Annotated in this window: 11 protein-coding genes; 1 reads left to right on the top strand and 10 read right to left on the bottom strand. The window is 44.6% G+C overall.

Annotated features, from left to right (window positions below; all coding sequences use genetic code 11):
• Positions 1-31: 31 nt before the first annotated feature.
• The 6 genes from EP13_RS14960 to EP13_RS14935 form a co-directional block, all read right to left on the bottom strand.
• Positions 32-2,689, bottom strand: coding sequence for an ATP-binding protein (locus EP13_RS14960; protein ID WP_044057988.1), 2,658 nt, complete (start codon positions 2,687-2,689; stop codon positions 32-34).
• A gap of 53 nt (positions 2,690-2,742) precedes the next feature.
• Complete coding sequence (locus EP13_RS14955; RefSeq protein ID WP_044057987.1) at positions 2,743-4,026, bottom strand: ABC transporter substrate-binding protein; 1,284 nt, start codon at positions 4,024-4,026, stop codon at positions 2,743-2,745.
• Positions 4,027-4,126: 100 nt separating this feature from the next.
• On the bottom strand, positions 4,127-5,539 hold the full coding sequence (locus EP13_RS14950; RefSeq protein ID WP_231497876.1) for a sensor domain-containing diguanylate cyclase: 1,413 nt from the start codon (positions 5,537-5,539) through the stop codon (positions 4,127-4,129).
• 226 nt (positions 5,540-5,765) lie between these two features.
• Entirely contained in the window at positions 5,766-6,530 is a 765-nt protein-coding gene (locus EP13_RS14945; protein WP_044057986.1) for a choice-of-anchor H family protein, read from the bottom strand.
• A 92-nt stretch (positions 6,531-6,622) separates the two neighbouring features.
• Entirely contained in the window at positions 6,623-7,021 is a 399-nt protein-coding gene (gene rraB / locus EP13_RS14940) for a ribonuclease E inhibitor RraB (RefSeq protein ID WP_044057985.1), read from the bottom strand.
• Between the two features lie 30 nt (positions 7,022-7,051).
• Positions 7,052-7,777 (bottom strand): 1-acylglycerol-3-phosphate O-acyltransferase, encoded by a 726-nt coding sequence (locus EP13_RS14935; protein WP_044057984.1) that lies wholly within the window; start codon positions 7,775-7,777, stop codon positions 7,052-7,054.
• 228 nt (positions 7,778-8,005) lie between these two features.
• Between EP13_RS14935 and EP13_RS14930 the strand changes: the two genes are divergently transcribed.
• The gene (locus EP13_RS14930) at positions 8,006-9,145 is read left to right on the top strand and encodes an HD-GYP domain-containing protein (protein ID WP_044057983.1); all 1,140 of its coding nucleotides are present in this window, start codon (positions 8,006-8,008) and stop codon (positions 9,143-9,145) included.
• Between the two features lie 100 nt (positions 9,146-9,245).
• On the opposite strand, the gene glnG is transcribed toward EP13_RS14930, so the two are convergent.
• The 4 genes from glnG to glnA all read right to left on the bottom strand — a co-directional run bounded on the left by glnG (position 9,246) and on the right by glnA (position 13,939).
• Positions 9,246-10,655 carry a nitrogen regulation protein NR(I) gene (gene glnG / locus EP13_RS14925; protein WP_044057982.1) on the bottom strand — a complete coding sequence of 470 codons (1,410 nt, stop codon included), beginning with the start codon at positions 10,653-10,655 and terminating at the stop codon, positions 9,246-9,248.
• Positions 10,645-11,730 (bottom strand): nitrogen regulation protein NR(II), encoded by a 1,086-nt coding sequence (gene glnL / locus EP13_RS14920; protein ID WP_044057981.1) that lies wholly within the window; start codon positions 11,728-11,730, stop codon positions 10,645-10,647. The genes glnG and glnL overlap by 11 nt, the downstream gene beginning before the upstream one ends.
• A gap of 126 nt (positions 11,731-11,856) precedes the next feature.
• A complete protein-coding gene (locus EP13_RS14915) occupies positions 11,857-12,426 on the bottom strand; it encodes a hypothetical protein (RefSeq protein WP_052364439.1) in 570 nt (189 codons plus the stop codon).
• A gap of 103 nt (positions 12,427-12,529) precedes the next feature.
• A complete protein-coding gene (gene glnA / locus EP13_RS14910) occupies positions 12,530-13,939 on the bottom strand; it encodes a glutamate--ammonia ligase (RefSeq protein WP_044057980.1) in 1,410 nt (469 codons plus the stop codon).
• Between the last annotated feature and the right edge of the window lie 396 nt (positions 13,940-14,335).

Genomic DNA, 14,335 nt, shown 5'->3' with positions numbered 1-14,335 from the left:
GTTAAAGAAAGCTGCCCTCTGGCAGCTTTTTTTATAGGTAACGTTTTAACATATCAATCAACGCTTTTCGCTTGATGGGTTTGGTAAGGTAATCGTCCATGCCAATATCAATCGCACTTTTCCTGTCTTCCTTCATAGCATTCGCACTCAGCCCTATGATGGGCAAAGTAGTGAACCCTTTTTCCCGCAATGCTTTTGTGGCTTCGAAACCGTCCATAACGGGCATTTGAACGTCCATGAGTACCACGTCGTAATGTGGCGCGTTGCCTACCTTTTGCACAGCCTGTTTACCATCTTCGGCAATATCAAAGGTGACGCCCAGCCCCGTTAATATCTCGCCGGTCACAATTTGATTAATATTGTTGTCTTCTACCAGAAGTAAATGGCCTTCTAGTTTGGTATCGATGTTGTCGTCTTGGGCGCGTTTGTGTTCATGGGTATTATTGTCACTGAGAACGAAGTGAATGAATTGTTCAAACTGCTGAGGGGTAAAGGGGTGGGTTAGCAGCGGGCCTTTCCATAAATGGCTGTATTTGTTGTGTAGCGCAGTGCCAATGGTATCGGAAATAAGGCCAATTCGTTTCCCATTTTCCTGTAACTCCTTTAGCCATCCTATGTTTTCTCTAAATACAGCAAAGTTAGGAATGTCCACTAACATATAGGGGCTTAATGCTTCACCTTGTTTTGCCTTTTCTATAGACAGCCTTTGTGTTGGGCTTAGGCTCAAAGTTTGAAGGTAGGTGTCAGCAAGTAATGGTGCACCGGTTAGGTAAAGGCTGTTTTTAGGAAGTTGTGGGGTAGCCGCTAAAATTCCCCCCTGATTAGGGTAAACGCGAAGGGGAATAGACACCATAAATTGACTGCCTTTGCCTTCTTGGGAAGCGGCAGACAGTTTGCCCCCCATTAAATCGGTGAGTTGTTTCACAATGGCTAGCCCCAAGCCTGTGCCACCGAATTTTCTGTTCGTTGACCCATCGGCTTGAGTAAACGGGTTAAAAATTCGCCCTAGTTGTGCGTTTGTCATGCCGATACCAGAGTCTTGAATTTCCATAATTAAATTAAGTTTCTCGTTAGCGCTATCGACCTTACCGTCAAATTTAATGGTAATACTTCCTTGCTCGGTGAACTTCACCGCGTTATTTCCGATATTCATAAGAATTTGCGCAATACGCAGCGGGTCACCAATGACATGAGGGGGCAAATCTGGTGCAACGTCTAGCCGCACAGAAAGGTTTTTTTCCTTGGCACGAAGGGCAATAACCGCAATGAGGTTGTCGAATAGCGAGTGGAGAGAAAAGTTCACTTCTTCAATTTTTAGCTTACCGGCTTCAATTTTTGAGAAGTCGAGAATATCGTTGATCACACTCATTAGTATTTGGCTGGAGTAGGCCGCTTTATCTAAGTATCCGCGCACTTTTTCAGATATCTGGTGCTGTTGTGCCAATTCAATCAACCCTATTATGCCATTCATTGGCGTGCGAATCTCATGACTCATATTGGCCAAAAACATGCTTTTTGATGCCGTCGCTTGTTCTGCTTTTTGCTTGGATTCAATCAGTGCTTTGTTTAACGTTTCCAAGCGGGTATTGAGTTCTTGCGCCTCTTCAAGCAAGCGTTTAGTTTGCTTGTTTTTACCACTAAATACGCTGGCAGCCTTCGCGAGATTACCAATTTCATCTTTACGGGTGATGCCAGGAATGCTGGAAACCTTATCGCCCTCAGAAAGCCTATTAAACACTTGGGTGATAGAACGAATAGGGCCAAGTATCCTGTGTACAGTAAATACTGCCCCTGCTAGGGCAAGTAGAACGGCAATAAGCGAAAATAACTCCCCATTTCGTTGCGTGGTTTCAGCCACCGAAAACGTCTCTTGCGCAATCGAGTTCGTATGGGATGTTACCTGGTTGGCTAACTCACCGCTAAGATATAAAAATTCGTTGGCAGAGCCCGCCATCACGACGTTAACTAAAAACAAATTTCCTTGGGTAATTTGCGTTAGCGTAAAAAAGTCCTCTTCGGCTTTTTCTAGCCGATAGATAAGTTTGCTTTCAGTGTCACCCTGGGGGATAGCCATCGCTCTCACCGCTGCAATCGCACTGTTAAACTGAGTCATTAACAGCATATCGGGCTTTATCATATATTGCAGGGCAGCGTTTTCTGCTACGCCAATCTGACGTTTAATGGCTTCAATAAGTTGAGTAGGAAAAGCCGCCGACGACTCGGCTTCTTCCAGGACCCTTTCTATCACCACAATATCAGCGAGGGTGCCATCCACCAGTAAATCGTCACGTTGACGACGTGCGTCAACCACTTGCTTAAAGTTTTCTTGATACGCACTAAGGTGTTCACGCATACGTGTGAGTACAAAGTTATTGTTTTCTGCATTCAGTGACACTTGAGATTGAGATAGTGTGTCTAATTTTTCATTAATGGTGGTCATGAGCCGTTCAAAACGGGTCACCGCAGACTGGCTGGCATTTTCTTTAAAGATGAGCACATTGCGCTGTAAGTCCAGTACGTCTCTTTCCAATTCTTTGACTAAGCCAACATCCACAACGGCGGTACTGGTTGCCGTCATTCCTTTAATTAAAGCAGCTTGATTTTCCCTGGCAATATAGCTCTGCAGCAGCAGTAGGGTGACCAATGCAATTAAAACGAGCACTAACTGTGTTCTTATTGATGCGAGCATATGTAGCTATACGCCTATTATTTTTAATTATCTTCAGATGCTGTCTGTAGCATCTATGAGGTAATGAATTCATACCATTTTTGCAGACTGTACTCATAGGTTGGCATAACCGTATTCCACACTGCAACATGACTAAATCTATCTTCGTAGCTTCCCCCTGTACGTTGGCTCCCTTTTTGTACACTAATTCGGCCATCAGTTCCTGCCAGGGGCTCTTGGGCGGGTAACCCTTTATACCAATAATCCCATTCGGCTTGGCTTAAGTGAGCGGCAGAACGTTGCGGGTTAGAAATATAATAGCCCTGCCGGGCGATAAATGCGCCAGGCCAACCTGATAGCCACCAGTTCATATAGTCGTATGCTGCATCTTTGTTTCGCCCATTCACCGCTGAAGATAAACACATTACTCCGTGCCAGCCTCGATAACCTTCTTTTGGGGCAGCAAAGCGCACGGGAAGGTTTTGGCTATTGAGGGCGGATACCGCAGGGGAAAACATGCTCTCAATATTAACGCGCTTGCTCTGCATAAACTGCACAGATTCAGGCACTGATGTCCAAAAGCCGCTGAAGTGATTTAACTGAGACAGCTCGATAAGCACAGTAAATAAGTCGTCTAATTCAATTTTGGTCATGGCGCCAATATCATTGAAGGTTACGTAGCCTTTTGCTTCAGCGGCTAGGGCTAAATCAAATAACCCTATGGTAGGGTCATTCACAATGGCGACTTTTCCTGAGTTTCGGCTATCTAACAACCAGCCCCAGCTTTCAGGCTGACTTTTGAGGCCCTCTGGCAGAGTGTTAAGGTTGTAACCAAACGAATCCACATTGTGCACATAGGGAAGAAAGCTAATGTGGTCGGTATGGTTCACACCCAGTTTGCCATCCTCTTGGATGTGTAAAATTTTATGCGGCGCGTCACCGGCACCCATTTGGGCGTTGGGGGTTATTTTTCCGGTTTTCGTTAGCGAGTTTATTTCCTCCCAATAGGTTAGCTTCTTTTTCTCAATCGGCTGGATGGCTTTCGAACGCCATAGTACATTAATGCTGTTCGACCACTGCTCATATAAATCAAAGGAATGGGGGGCCATTGACGCTTTTTGCAATACGGCGGCACTACCTCCCGGTTGAAACGCGATATTGATGCCTAAATCGGCCATGGCCTGTTGGCGAATCTCTTCTTGTAAGGTAACGTGAGTGCCTAGCACTCTGATGGTAGGGGGTGGCTTACCAATAGCAAATGGCGTCACGCCAGCGGTTACCCCAAATGCAGCCGAGCCCTTTAAAAAACTTCTTCGATTTTGCGTAGGGGAAATGGAATGCGGTGATTTCCCTGTCATAGACATTATCCTGCATTGATACTCTATGACTAATTTTGGCACCCTTTTCTTATCTTACCAACTTATTTTGTTAATGCTTTGTTATTGGGCGTAATTTTTATCAGCAAGCCTTCGTATTGCTGGGAACTTGAGTAATGACTTCTACCCGGTTTCTGCCTCCACGCTTTGCGGTATACAACGCGTTGTCAGCCATATCCAGTAGCTCACGGGCTGTCATGTTCTGTAACATTTTCGCGCAGTAAGCGCCCACACTGACAGTAAATTGCTTTTCTTTGAGCTCAGCATAACGTAAAGGTAACGCTTCTACTTTTTCTCGTAATCGCTCTACTACGCAGTTTACATCGTGCTCCTTGGGTACCACCATACAGAAACCAAATTCTTCGCCCCCCAGTCGACCGATACCGTCCTCTTGTCTGAAAAAAGTTTTTAGGAGGTTAGCGAATATAACTAACACGTCATCACCAAATCCGTGACCGTAGGTGTCGTTAAGCTGTTTGAAGTGGTCTATGTCGGCAATACCTACCAATAATCCAAATTCCTGTCGATGGGCAAAATGAATGGCTTTGTCTAAGGCGTCGTTAAAGGCTCTTCTATTGGGGATGTCAGTAAGGGCATCGAAATAGGCCAGTTTTTCTAGCTTAACGTTAGCATTGCGCAACTCTCGGGTCTGCTCAGTCACGAGTGTTTCTAAGTTTTGCTTTATCAACTTCAATTCTTGGTTGCGGCTATTAAGCTGCTCTGAATGAAATTTAGTCGTGCTAACGTCCCGCTCAACCGACGCAAAATGCGTGACCTCACCGAGTTGGTTTTTCAATGGGAAAATGTTCATTTCCACCCAGTATGGCGTGCCGTTTTTTGAATAGTTAAGTAAGGTTTCAGTCACCGATTCTTTTGCCAGCAGCGCTTCTCGAATTCGTAACGTTGCAGTTGAATCTGTAAGGGCGCCCTGAAAAATACGTGGCGTTTCACCAATAAGCTCGTCTTGTGTATAGCCACTTACCCGGCATATTGCATCGTTAACATAGATAATCTTCGGCGATAAAGGCCCAGTGACATTTTGCGCTTCTGTAACAATGATCATGTCCTGAGCATTTTTCACGATATCTTCAAAAGAAAAATGGGTGAGTTGTTCGGTGACTTCAGTGAAGTAAACCACCACAAATCCAAGCTCTGTATCTGAGTAGGTTTCGGGGTAGGCACTCACTTTTGCCCAACGTACCTGCCCAGTTTGCCTGCAAACGATCCCCACGATTTCTTCGTTGATAGCGGCATTCAAACGAATCACCTTATTTACAGGGAATTCATCTTTGTGTAGCCGTCGATTCTGCCTATCGATGAATTCCCATTGCTCATCTAATCCTGAAGACTTTTTGATGTGCTCTAGGGTCACATTAAGCAAAGAAAGTGCCGCTGGGTTGGCATACACAACTTGGGTATCCCACGTATGAATAACCACGCCAATTTGGGCGTTATCGAGTAAGTGCAGTAGGTTAACGTTTTTTAAGCTCATCATAAAAGCACACCTATATCATAGCCTGATGACAAGATTACCTAACCGAGGAAATCTTCTTTATTCTTTTACTAGGAGGTGTATATGCATTTAACTTCTCGGCGTTTCTTATAAGGTACGGCTTGTATGGTGATGTTAAACGCGTGCTGTTGCTACTTTAGTATAGTGGAAGAAATGCAAAAAGCTGAACAATGATTGTTCAGCTTTTGGACAGTTTATTTTTACCGGTTCAGTTTAGTGTGCGAGACTTTTTACTTTTCAGGTAAAGCGTGGCAAGCAGTAAGGCCAGAATGCTGAATACACCAGTGCTACCGCCGTGTTCTTCCACAATGACCACAGTATCTTCGTAAATATATTCGTGATTATCACTTTCTAAGCTTAAGTAAGCTAAGTCTGCATCGTCGTAGCTATCGCTATAGGCGAGTAATTCATCACTGTGTGCATCATAGATTTCCACGAGTACATCGTATTCTGAGGGAGGAAAGCCACTTAATAGGGTGCTTTCTATCACAAAGCTGTCTGAAGCATCTTCGCCGTATATATTGAATTCCGAACTCACGTGTATGGCATCATAAAGCCCATCTCTTCCTAAATAGAGCACAGCATACACTCTGGCACTTGAAAAGTAGGTGTCGGCATCAAACTCCACGGTAAAGCCTGAGTAGTAGCCATCGTAATCGATATCGCGGTCGAAGGTCACCCAGCTGTCGTAAATCCAAAACTCACTGGTATACACATAAGAAGATGGCGAATATGATTGGTTATTGGTGCTGACTAACGCCGTTCGTTGTTTGTGTTTTTCACTTTGTTTCGATGCATCTGCGCTGGTAGAGGCGGCTTGCTCTACATAAGGGGTGTCAAACTGAAATTCAGACACAGATACTTTGACGGTCGACGCTGAATTATCTTGCGATGCATGAGCAATGGGTAGGGAAGCGCCACAAACAATCAGTAGCGCCGCTATCATTTTATAAGTGTGTGTTAGAGCTTTCATCGCTTTTATCCTTTCCTGATGAACAATGACAGGGCCATTGTGTGCAGAAATACATGAATAAAAGCTGAAGCAAGCCTTAACTAACCACAGAATTAATCGTCTAAGAACTCACCCTCACCTTCGTAAGACTCGTCGCCTCGTGGCATAAAGTAAGTGCCCCAGCCGTCGTATTGCACGTCGTGCTTGTCGGCAATCTTCAATAATGCATCAGAATCTGAATCTAGTGTTTCGCGTTCAAGTTCGCGTTCTACAACGGCATCAAAACAGAAAATAGTGCCGCCGTCATCCAGCATAAGCTCTTCAGCATCCGTCACTTCAAAGCCTGCTTTAAAGCAGTCAACGGCTGCTTTCTCAAGCTTATCGAAGTCGTTGCTAGCAAGGTGATGTTCGATGGTATAGGTCGCATCTTTTTGGCTACCATCTTCAAGTAGCGCATCAATGGTTTCTTGATTGAACGCGTACCATTCTTCTTTTTCGTCAAACTGGTTCATATTACTTAGGCCTCGTATTTTTCCGCAAGTTTACTCGCTTTTTTCCAATTCATCGACCCGAGTATTAAGCGCTTCAAACTTTTGTTTCATTTCGCCATTAAAGTAATGCATCCATTCTTTAACGGTTTTTTCGTCGGTCAATGCTTGAGGGGCTGAAATATCGATAAGCACAATACCATTATTCCAACGGTTCCATTTAATCTTATTGTGCAGATTACTGGCCGTCACCATCACTACCGGTTCGTTTGTGCTTTTGGCTAAACGAAATGCGCCTTGTTTAAAAGGAAGTATCCCCCGTCCATAACTACGAGTCCCTTCAGGAAAGAGCCATACTGACGTGCTTTTTTTGGCGATCCGATTTGCAGCAATATCTAATGTGTTTCTTGCTCTACCGGAGTTTTTTCTGTCGATCATAATATTGCCTGATAGCCAATAAATCTGACCGAATATAGGTATCCACTTTAAACTCTTTTTGCCAATGGTCACCACACCTGGCATGGCGGCTTTACAAATGGTAATGATGTCATAACTATTTTGGTGGTTAGCGATGTACACGTAGGGCTCTGTTTCGTTCACCTTGTCATCTTTGGTGATGACAATTTTAATCCCCATAATTTTCGCCATTAGGGAGTAAAGTTTGCCGGCGGTATGAACGTTATCTTTGTGAAATGGACGACAAATACATACAACAAGCAGTGCAAGATTAATAAGAAGAAAAGCTAAAAATAACAGGGGAACACGTAATAAAGCGATCAAAACAACTCCTAAATACTGGTGACGCGCGCAGTATAATGTAAGTTTCAGCGTACACTTGTCCGATGAGTGTAGACCCGCTTTCCACTAAAAATATAAAATGTTCACCTTAGTCGGCATTCATTTTTCACGAATTATGATAGATACTCACCTTTAGTATGAGGCAAGTAATCGAATAGCCGCTTACAATAAACAAGATATAGCCAATCTCCATAAACCTGGATTTATTACATGCAGACTTTCGTCCCTGATGAATTAGAAGAAGACATCCTTTCCGACTTAATGGAAGAAATAAACGAGCTCTATGAATCCAGTGAACAAACACTCATTGAATTGGAACTACGTCCCGAAGACAACGAACTGCAACGTGCACTTTTCCGTTCTATACATACGATTAAAGGGGATTTAGGTTTAGTTAATTTCACGCCTATGATCCCGCTTCTGCAACACGTAGAAGACTTACTCGATTACTTACGTAAAGGGCAGGTATCGTACACCAGCACCATGAGTGACTTGGTGTTACTAACAATGGACAGGGTTAAAGCGTTTGTTGAGGCCGTGATGGCAGAAGGCAAAGCTGAGTATGACAATACCTTACACGAGCAATTGGTGTTAGCCATTAGCCGAATTTCGCCGGACAACACTGTTGAGCATGAGAAATTGCTTACCGAAGCGGTATTGCTGCTGAACCCCGCACTTGACGTGGTCACTGATGGTGGTGACCCTGATACGGTTCAGATTAAACCCCCCACGCTGGCGACCACCGGCATTCCCAAAGACATGAGTAGCGAGAAGAAGCTAGATGTGCTGTTCTTTCGCGATTTAATGCAAACCATTGAGAGGCGTTCTAATTACTGGGCAGGAAGAGGCGATAGAATTGCTAAGCTTGCTATGTATATCAACGACATTGCGGGTAACCCCATAGAAGAAGATCAATTGGCGGTAGCAAGCTATGTACACGATTTTGGTATGGCTTTTATGCCATTAAAAATACTGCATAAGGGCGACGCGCTAAGTGAAATTGAATTCAACTTAATGCGGTCACACGTCTACAAGAGTGCGCGATTATTAGAACACCTTGACCAGTGGGACATGGCACGAAAAATAGTTATGCAGCATCATGAGCGCACCGACGGCACAGGCTACCCGCTTGGTTTAAAAGAGGAAGGCATTTGTGAAGGCGCAAAATTGCTTGCCATTATTGATACCTATGATGCCATGACGCATTCTCGTGCTCACAATGAAGACAATTTGTTGTCGAAGAAAGAAGCTGTTATTGCCATTAACCGTTCGGCAAAAGGTCAATTTAGCATGAAGTGGGTCAGGCATTTTAATCAGGGCATGACCAGCTTGTTAACCAAAGGGGCGTAGCCAGAAGGGGGCTGAGAAGTTGCGGGTGGAACAGGAGCGACGCGAGGCAAAGATGAAAGTGGGCTTACTTCCCACTTTCATTGCGTAAGACAGAGGAAAACTAGCTTATTCCAAGTTCTTTTAGTTTACGTGTCAGGGTGTTTCTGCCCCAGCCAAGTCGTTTGGCTGCATCTTGCTTATGGCCATGAGTATGCTGAAGCGCGCGCTCTAGCATGATTTTTTCAAAGGTTAACATGGCATCATTTAAAATATTGTAATGCCCGTCTTTAAGTTGTTTGTCAGTCCAACTGGCAAGCAGTTCTGGCCAGTCACCGGCAGCGGAACTGGCTTTCTCAATTGAGCTCTCAGAGTGAATCTCAGGCGGTAAATCGCTAGGCAGCACTTCTTGGCCACTGGCCATAACGGTTAGCCAACGGCATACATTCTCAAGCTGGCGTACGTTACCGGGCCAGGGCAATTGCGCCATGAGTTTTTCAGCATCTTTACTCAGCGACTTCGCTTCAACGTCTAGTTCTTTTGCGGCTCTACGCAAAAAATGTCGAGCGAGTAACGGAATATCTTCTCGCCTTTCTGATAATGAGGGTAAGTGCACGCGAATAACATTGAGGCGGTGGAAGAGATCTTCCCTAAACTTGCCTTCGGCGACACGTTGTTCAAGGTTTTGGTGGGTGGCAGCAATAATGCGCACGTCCACTGACACTGACTGATGGCCACCTACGCGGTAAAATTGTCCGTCGGCCAGTACCCGAAGCAATCGCGTTTGCACATCTAAAGGCATATCACCGATTTCATCGAGAAACAGGGTGCCACCATCAGCTTGTTCAAAGCGGCCTTGGCGGGTAGTTTGTGCGCCCGTAAACGCGCCCTTTTCATGACCAAATAACTCAGACTCTACTAAATCAGCAGGAATAGCGGCCATGTTAAGCGCAATAAAAGGGTTGCTTGAACGTGGGCTATGGCGGTGCAATGCGTGAGCGACCAGCTCTTTACCGGTTCCAGACTGGCCGTTAATTAAGACACTAATGGAAGAGCGAGATAATCTACCTATTGCGCGAAACACCTCCTGCATGGCTGGCGCTTCACCAATAATTTCAGTTTGCGATTCATCAGGCACGGCTTGCTGAGTTCTAGATTGTTCTCTTGCATGGGCGAGGGCTCGCTGGGTAAGAGTTACTGCTTCATCAATATCAAAAGGCTTAGGCAAGTACTCAAATGCCCCTTTTTGGTAGGCATTAACCGCGCTGTCTAAATCAGAGTGGGCGGTCATGATAATGACCGGCAACATGGGGTGTGACACGTGCACTTCATTCAACAAGGTCATGCCGTCCATTTGTGGCATACGTATGTCAGATATGATCACTTCCGGCGCTTGACCACTTTGAAGCTGTAGCAAGAGGTCTTGTGGGTTTTCAAAGCTCAAGCACCCAATATTTGCTGCCTGTAAGGCTTTTTGAAGCACCCAACGAATTGAACTGTCATCATCGACAATCCATACAGATTCATTCGTCATTGCCTATCTCCTTACGCTCTATCGGTATATAAATTACAAATTCAGTGTGACCAGGGTGGCTTTCTACATCTATCTTGCCGCCATGGTGATTAATTAGTGTTTGAGAAATGGAAAGCCCAAGCCCGCTGCCATTTTGTTTACTGCTCACCATGGGATAAAACAGGGTGTCTTTAATTTCTGTTGGGATCCCAGGCCCGTTATCTACAATACGCAGTTTCGCAACTAAGGCATGACGTTTTGTTTGAATGGTCATCTGCCTTTCAATTCGGGTTACCAACCTAATTTGCGGGTTGGGTGTTTTGTGCTCTGTGAGTGCCTGAACACTATTGCGTACAATATTCAGCACGGCTTGCTGAATCATATCTGGGTCGATGCGCAGATTGGGAATACTTGGGTCGTAATCTCGAATAATAGTAATCGGTGTGTCGGAGTCTACACGCATGAGTGATCGCACTTTTTCCAACGACTGATGCACATTACACTCTTCGAAACGAGGTAAAGAATTAGGCCCTAACAGCCTATCTACCAAATTTCGTAACCGATCCGACTGTTCTATAATCATGCGAGTAAACTCTTTATGTTCCTCGCTGAGTTCTTTCTCTAACAATTGCGCTGCACCACGAATGCCCCCTAAAGGGTTTTTAATTTCGTGTGCTAAACCCCTGATTAACTCACGTGCTGCATAATGTTGTGCATTTTGTAAGTTTTCTCTGGAAATACGTTTTTGCTGGTCAATTTTTTTAACTTCAAATAACAGATGGGGGCCGTCCTCCATCTGTAGGTTTGTCACCGTCAAGTCAGTCATGACATTGCGGCCGTCACGGAACGTCAAGCGCATTTCATTTTCAGTGAAATCTTCACCTCTACGCATAGCCGCTCTTAGGCGCGTTGTCTCTATAGAGCCTGGCATAAAAAAGTCGCTTAACGGGTGACCGATAAGTTGCTTTTTCCCCGTTTCAAACAGGGCTTCACCTGCATGATTGGCGAAGGCAATGTTCAGTTGTTCATCAACCATTACTAATGCCGTATTTAGGCTATTGAGTAAAAGTTGCGTTTCTAACTCGGTAGATTGCATCCGAGTTTGTCTCCTTGCACTTTAATGGTGCATTGTATCACGAGTGGAATATAAGCGTGCAATGTAACACGGTTGTCATATTCGCTATGACCCGCTATGGTGCGGGCGCTGCGCTACAATTGAACCCTAGTTATTGTTTATGAGCACTGATGCTTGATGCAAATACAGCGTTCTTACCTCAGACGATGCAAGAGTCTTGCCCTTATTACCAATGAGAATAACTTGGAACTGATGTGCACCACGGTCGACACCTTTTAGCGCAAATTTGCCCGATGTATTGGTTGCTTTTTCTTTACCATCTAAGAGTAGACGGTAGCGAGGTGCGTAAGGCTTTGAAGGCTGTGTTGCCTCTATAGTGATGTTCCCTGCATTGTTTCGTATGGTTTCTTCATCAGCAGGGGAAAGCAGTTTTACCGAGTACGTTGCTGTTGAGGGAGGCGCTGAAGAAGATAAAGATTTGGGTGAAGAAGTGAGGTTAGCGGCAGGAACCAGGTTTTGGGTTTGGTTCGCAAATGTTATTTGCTCTGCTTGCGCTTGAGGTTTATCAGTAAACACATAGCTGCCGTCGGCAAGCTTCACTTTGAAGATGCTTTTTTCTTCAGGTACAGTTTGCTGTGCCTGAACTATCTGGCTTGCTTGTGCTGCAAGGCCTAACGAGGCAATGCTTAAAGTGATTGCTAAACATACGCGGTTCACGGGGTTACTCAGTCACGCGATTATAAATACATAATAGAAAAGCTTTGCCAATAAAAAAAGCCCGCAATTGCGGGCTTTTGTATCAGACTTAATACCTAACAGCTTATACGCTGTAGTACATGTCAAACTCAACTGGGTGAGTTGACATATTAAGGGTAGTCACTTCTTCAGACTTAAGATCAATGTATGCATCAATCATGTCGTCTGTCATTACACCGCCTTCCTTAAGGAAGTCACGATCGTTATCTAGTGCTTCAAGCGCCATTTCTAGCGAGCTTGCAACAGTTGGGATTTCTGCTGCTTCTTCTGGAGGAAGGTCATAAAGATCTTTATCCATTGAATCGCCAGGGTGGATCTTGTTCTTAATTCCGTCAAGACCAGCCATAAGCATTGCAGTAAATGCAAGGTACGGGTTAGCTGTTGGGTCAGGGAAACGTACTTCGATACGACGCGCTTTATCGCTAGTTACGTATGGAATACGGATTGACGCAGAACGGTTACGAGCAGAATAAGCAAGCATTACTGGCGCTTCAAACCCTGGTACAAGACGCTTGTACGAGTTAGTTGATGCGTTTGCGAAAGCATTGATAGCACGAGCGTGCTTAATGATACCGCCAATGTAGTAAAGTGCTTCTTCAGAAAGACCGGCGTACTTGTCACCTGCAAAGATATTTTTACCATCTTTAGCAATAGATTGGTGGCAGTGCATACCAGAGCCATTATCACCTACAAGAGGCTTAGGCATGAAAGTCGCTGTTTGACCGTATGCGTGAGCAACGTTGTGAACAACGTACTTGTAGATTTGAATTTCGTCAGCTTTCTTAACAAGGGTGTTGAATTCGCAAGCGATTTCGTTTTGACCCGCAGTCGCCACTTCGTGGTGATGCGCTTCAATAACTAAGCCCATTTCTTCCATTACCATACACATAGCAGCACGAATGTCGTGGGCAGAATCTACTGGAGGTACTGGGAAGTAACCACCTTTTACGCCTGGACGGTGAGCCATGTTGCCGCCTTCAAACTCTTCACCAGAGTTCCACTTTGCTTCTGCAGAGTCGATTTTGTAGAAAGAACCGGCCATGTCAGTGTGGAATTTAACATCATCGAATAAGAAAAATTCTGGCTCAGGACCGAAGAATACAGTATCACCGATACCGGTAGACTTAAGATACTCTTCTGCGCGACGAGCAACTGAACGAGGGTCACGTTCGTAACCTTCCATAGTAGAAGGCTCTACGATGTCACAACGAATATTAACTTGCGTTTCTTCTGCAAAAGGGTCAACTACGCAGCTGTCTGCATCTGGAAGAAGAACCATGTCAGATTCGTTGATGCCTTTCCAACCTGCAATTGAAGAACCGTCGAACATTTTGCCTTCTTCAAAGAATTCATCGTCAACTTGGCTAGCAGGGATTGATACGTGTTGTTCTTTACCTTTAGTATCAGTAAAGCGTAAATCTACAAATTTCGCTTCACTCTCTTTAATAAGTTCTAATGCCTTATCTACTGACATCGTGTCCTCCAGGTTTAATGTAAAAATGCGGAATGATCAGCTTCATTCCAACAGTGCTAAAGTGAAAGCGATTATCATGCCATTTATCGCTATTCCTATTTATACGGCATCGCAGCCGATAAAGTCCTTTCTGTCATTAGATTTTTGCACTTCAATGGTGCATTAAGGCACTGCAAGGGTGCAATGTAAAATTATTGTTGTCAGCTAGCCTAGAGTAAGTCGCCGAGGGTTGCCACTTAAACCTGCATCTTTTTCGCTAACCGTTTTACCTTATGCGTTCTTTAACACGTTTTAAAGTACGCCATTCAAAAACATTTACGGTTTGTCGAAAAAAAGAGGCGCAAACGTCGTGGTTTTTCTGTACAATCCGCGCAAATTTCTCTATCTGCATTTTTT

Origin of the sequence: Alteromonas australica (assembly GCF_000730385.1) — a bacterium.
Taxonomy (GTDB): Bacteria; Pseudomonadota; Gammaproteobacteria; order Enterobacterales; family Alteromonadaceae; genus Alteromonas; species Alteromonas australica.
This window is presented reverse-complemented; position numbering and strand designations above follow the sequence as displayed.

Excerpts from the sequence above, each read along its gene's own strand:
- rraB (WP_044057985.1), bottom strand. The coding sequence starts at position 7,021 with ATGAACCAGTTTGACGAAAAAGAAGAATGGTACGCGTTCAATCAAGAA.
- EP13_RS14955 (WP_044057987.1), bottom strand. The coding sequence starts at position 4,026 with ATGACAGGGAAATCACCGCATTCCATTTCCCCTACGCAAAATCGAAGA.
- EP13_RS14930 (WP_044057983.1), top strand. The coding sequence starts at position 8,006 with ATGCAGACTTTCGTCCCTGATGAATTAGAAGAAGACATCCTTTCCGAC.
- glnA (WP_044057980.1), bottom strand. The coding sequence starts at position 13,939 with ATGTCAGTAGATAAGGCATTAGAACTTATTAAAGAGAGTGAAGCGAAA.
- glnG (WP_044057982.1), bottom strand. The coding sequence starts at position 10,655 with ATGACGAATGAATCTGTATGGATTGTCGATGATGACAGTTCAATTCGT.
- EP13_RS14960 (WP_044057988.1), bottom strand. The coding sequence starts at position 2,689 with ATGCTCGCATCAATAAGAACACAGTTAGTGCTCGTTTTAATTGCATTG.
- glnL (WP_044057981.1), bottom strand. The coding sequence starts at position 11,730 with ATGCAATCTACCGAGTTAGAAACGCAACTTTTACTCAATAGCCTAAAT.
- EP13_RS14950 (WP_231497876.1), bottom strand. The coding sequence starts at position 5,539 with ATGATGAGCTTAAAAAACGTTAACCTACTGCACTTACTCGATAACGCC.
- EP13_RS14945 (WP_044057986.1), bottom strand. The coding sequence starts at position 6,530 with ATGAAAGCTCTAACACACACTTATAAAATGATAGCGGCGCTACTGATT.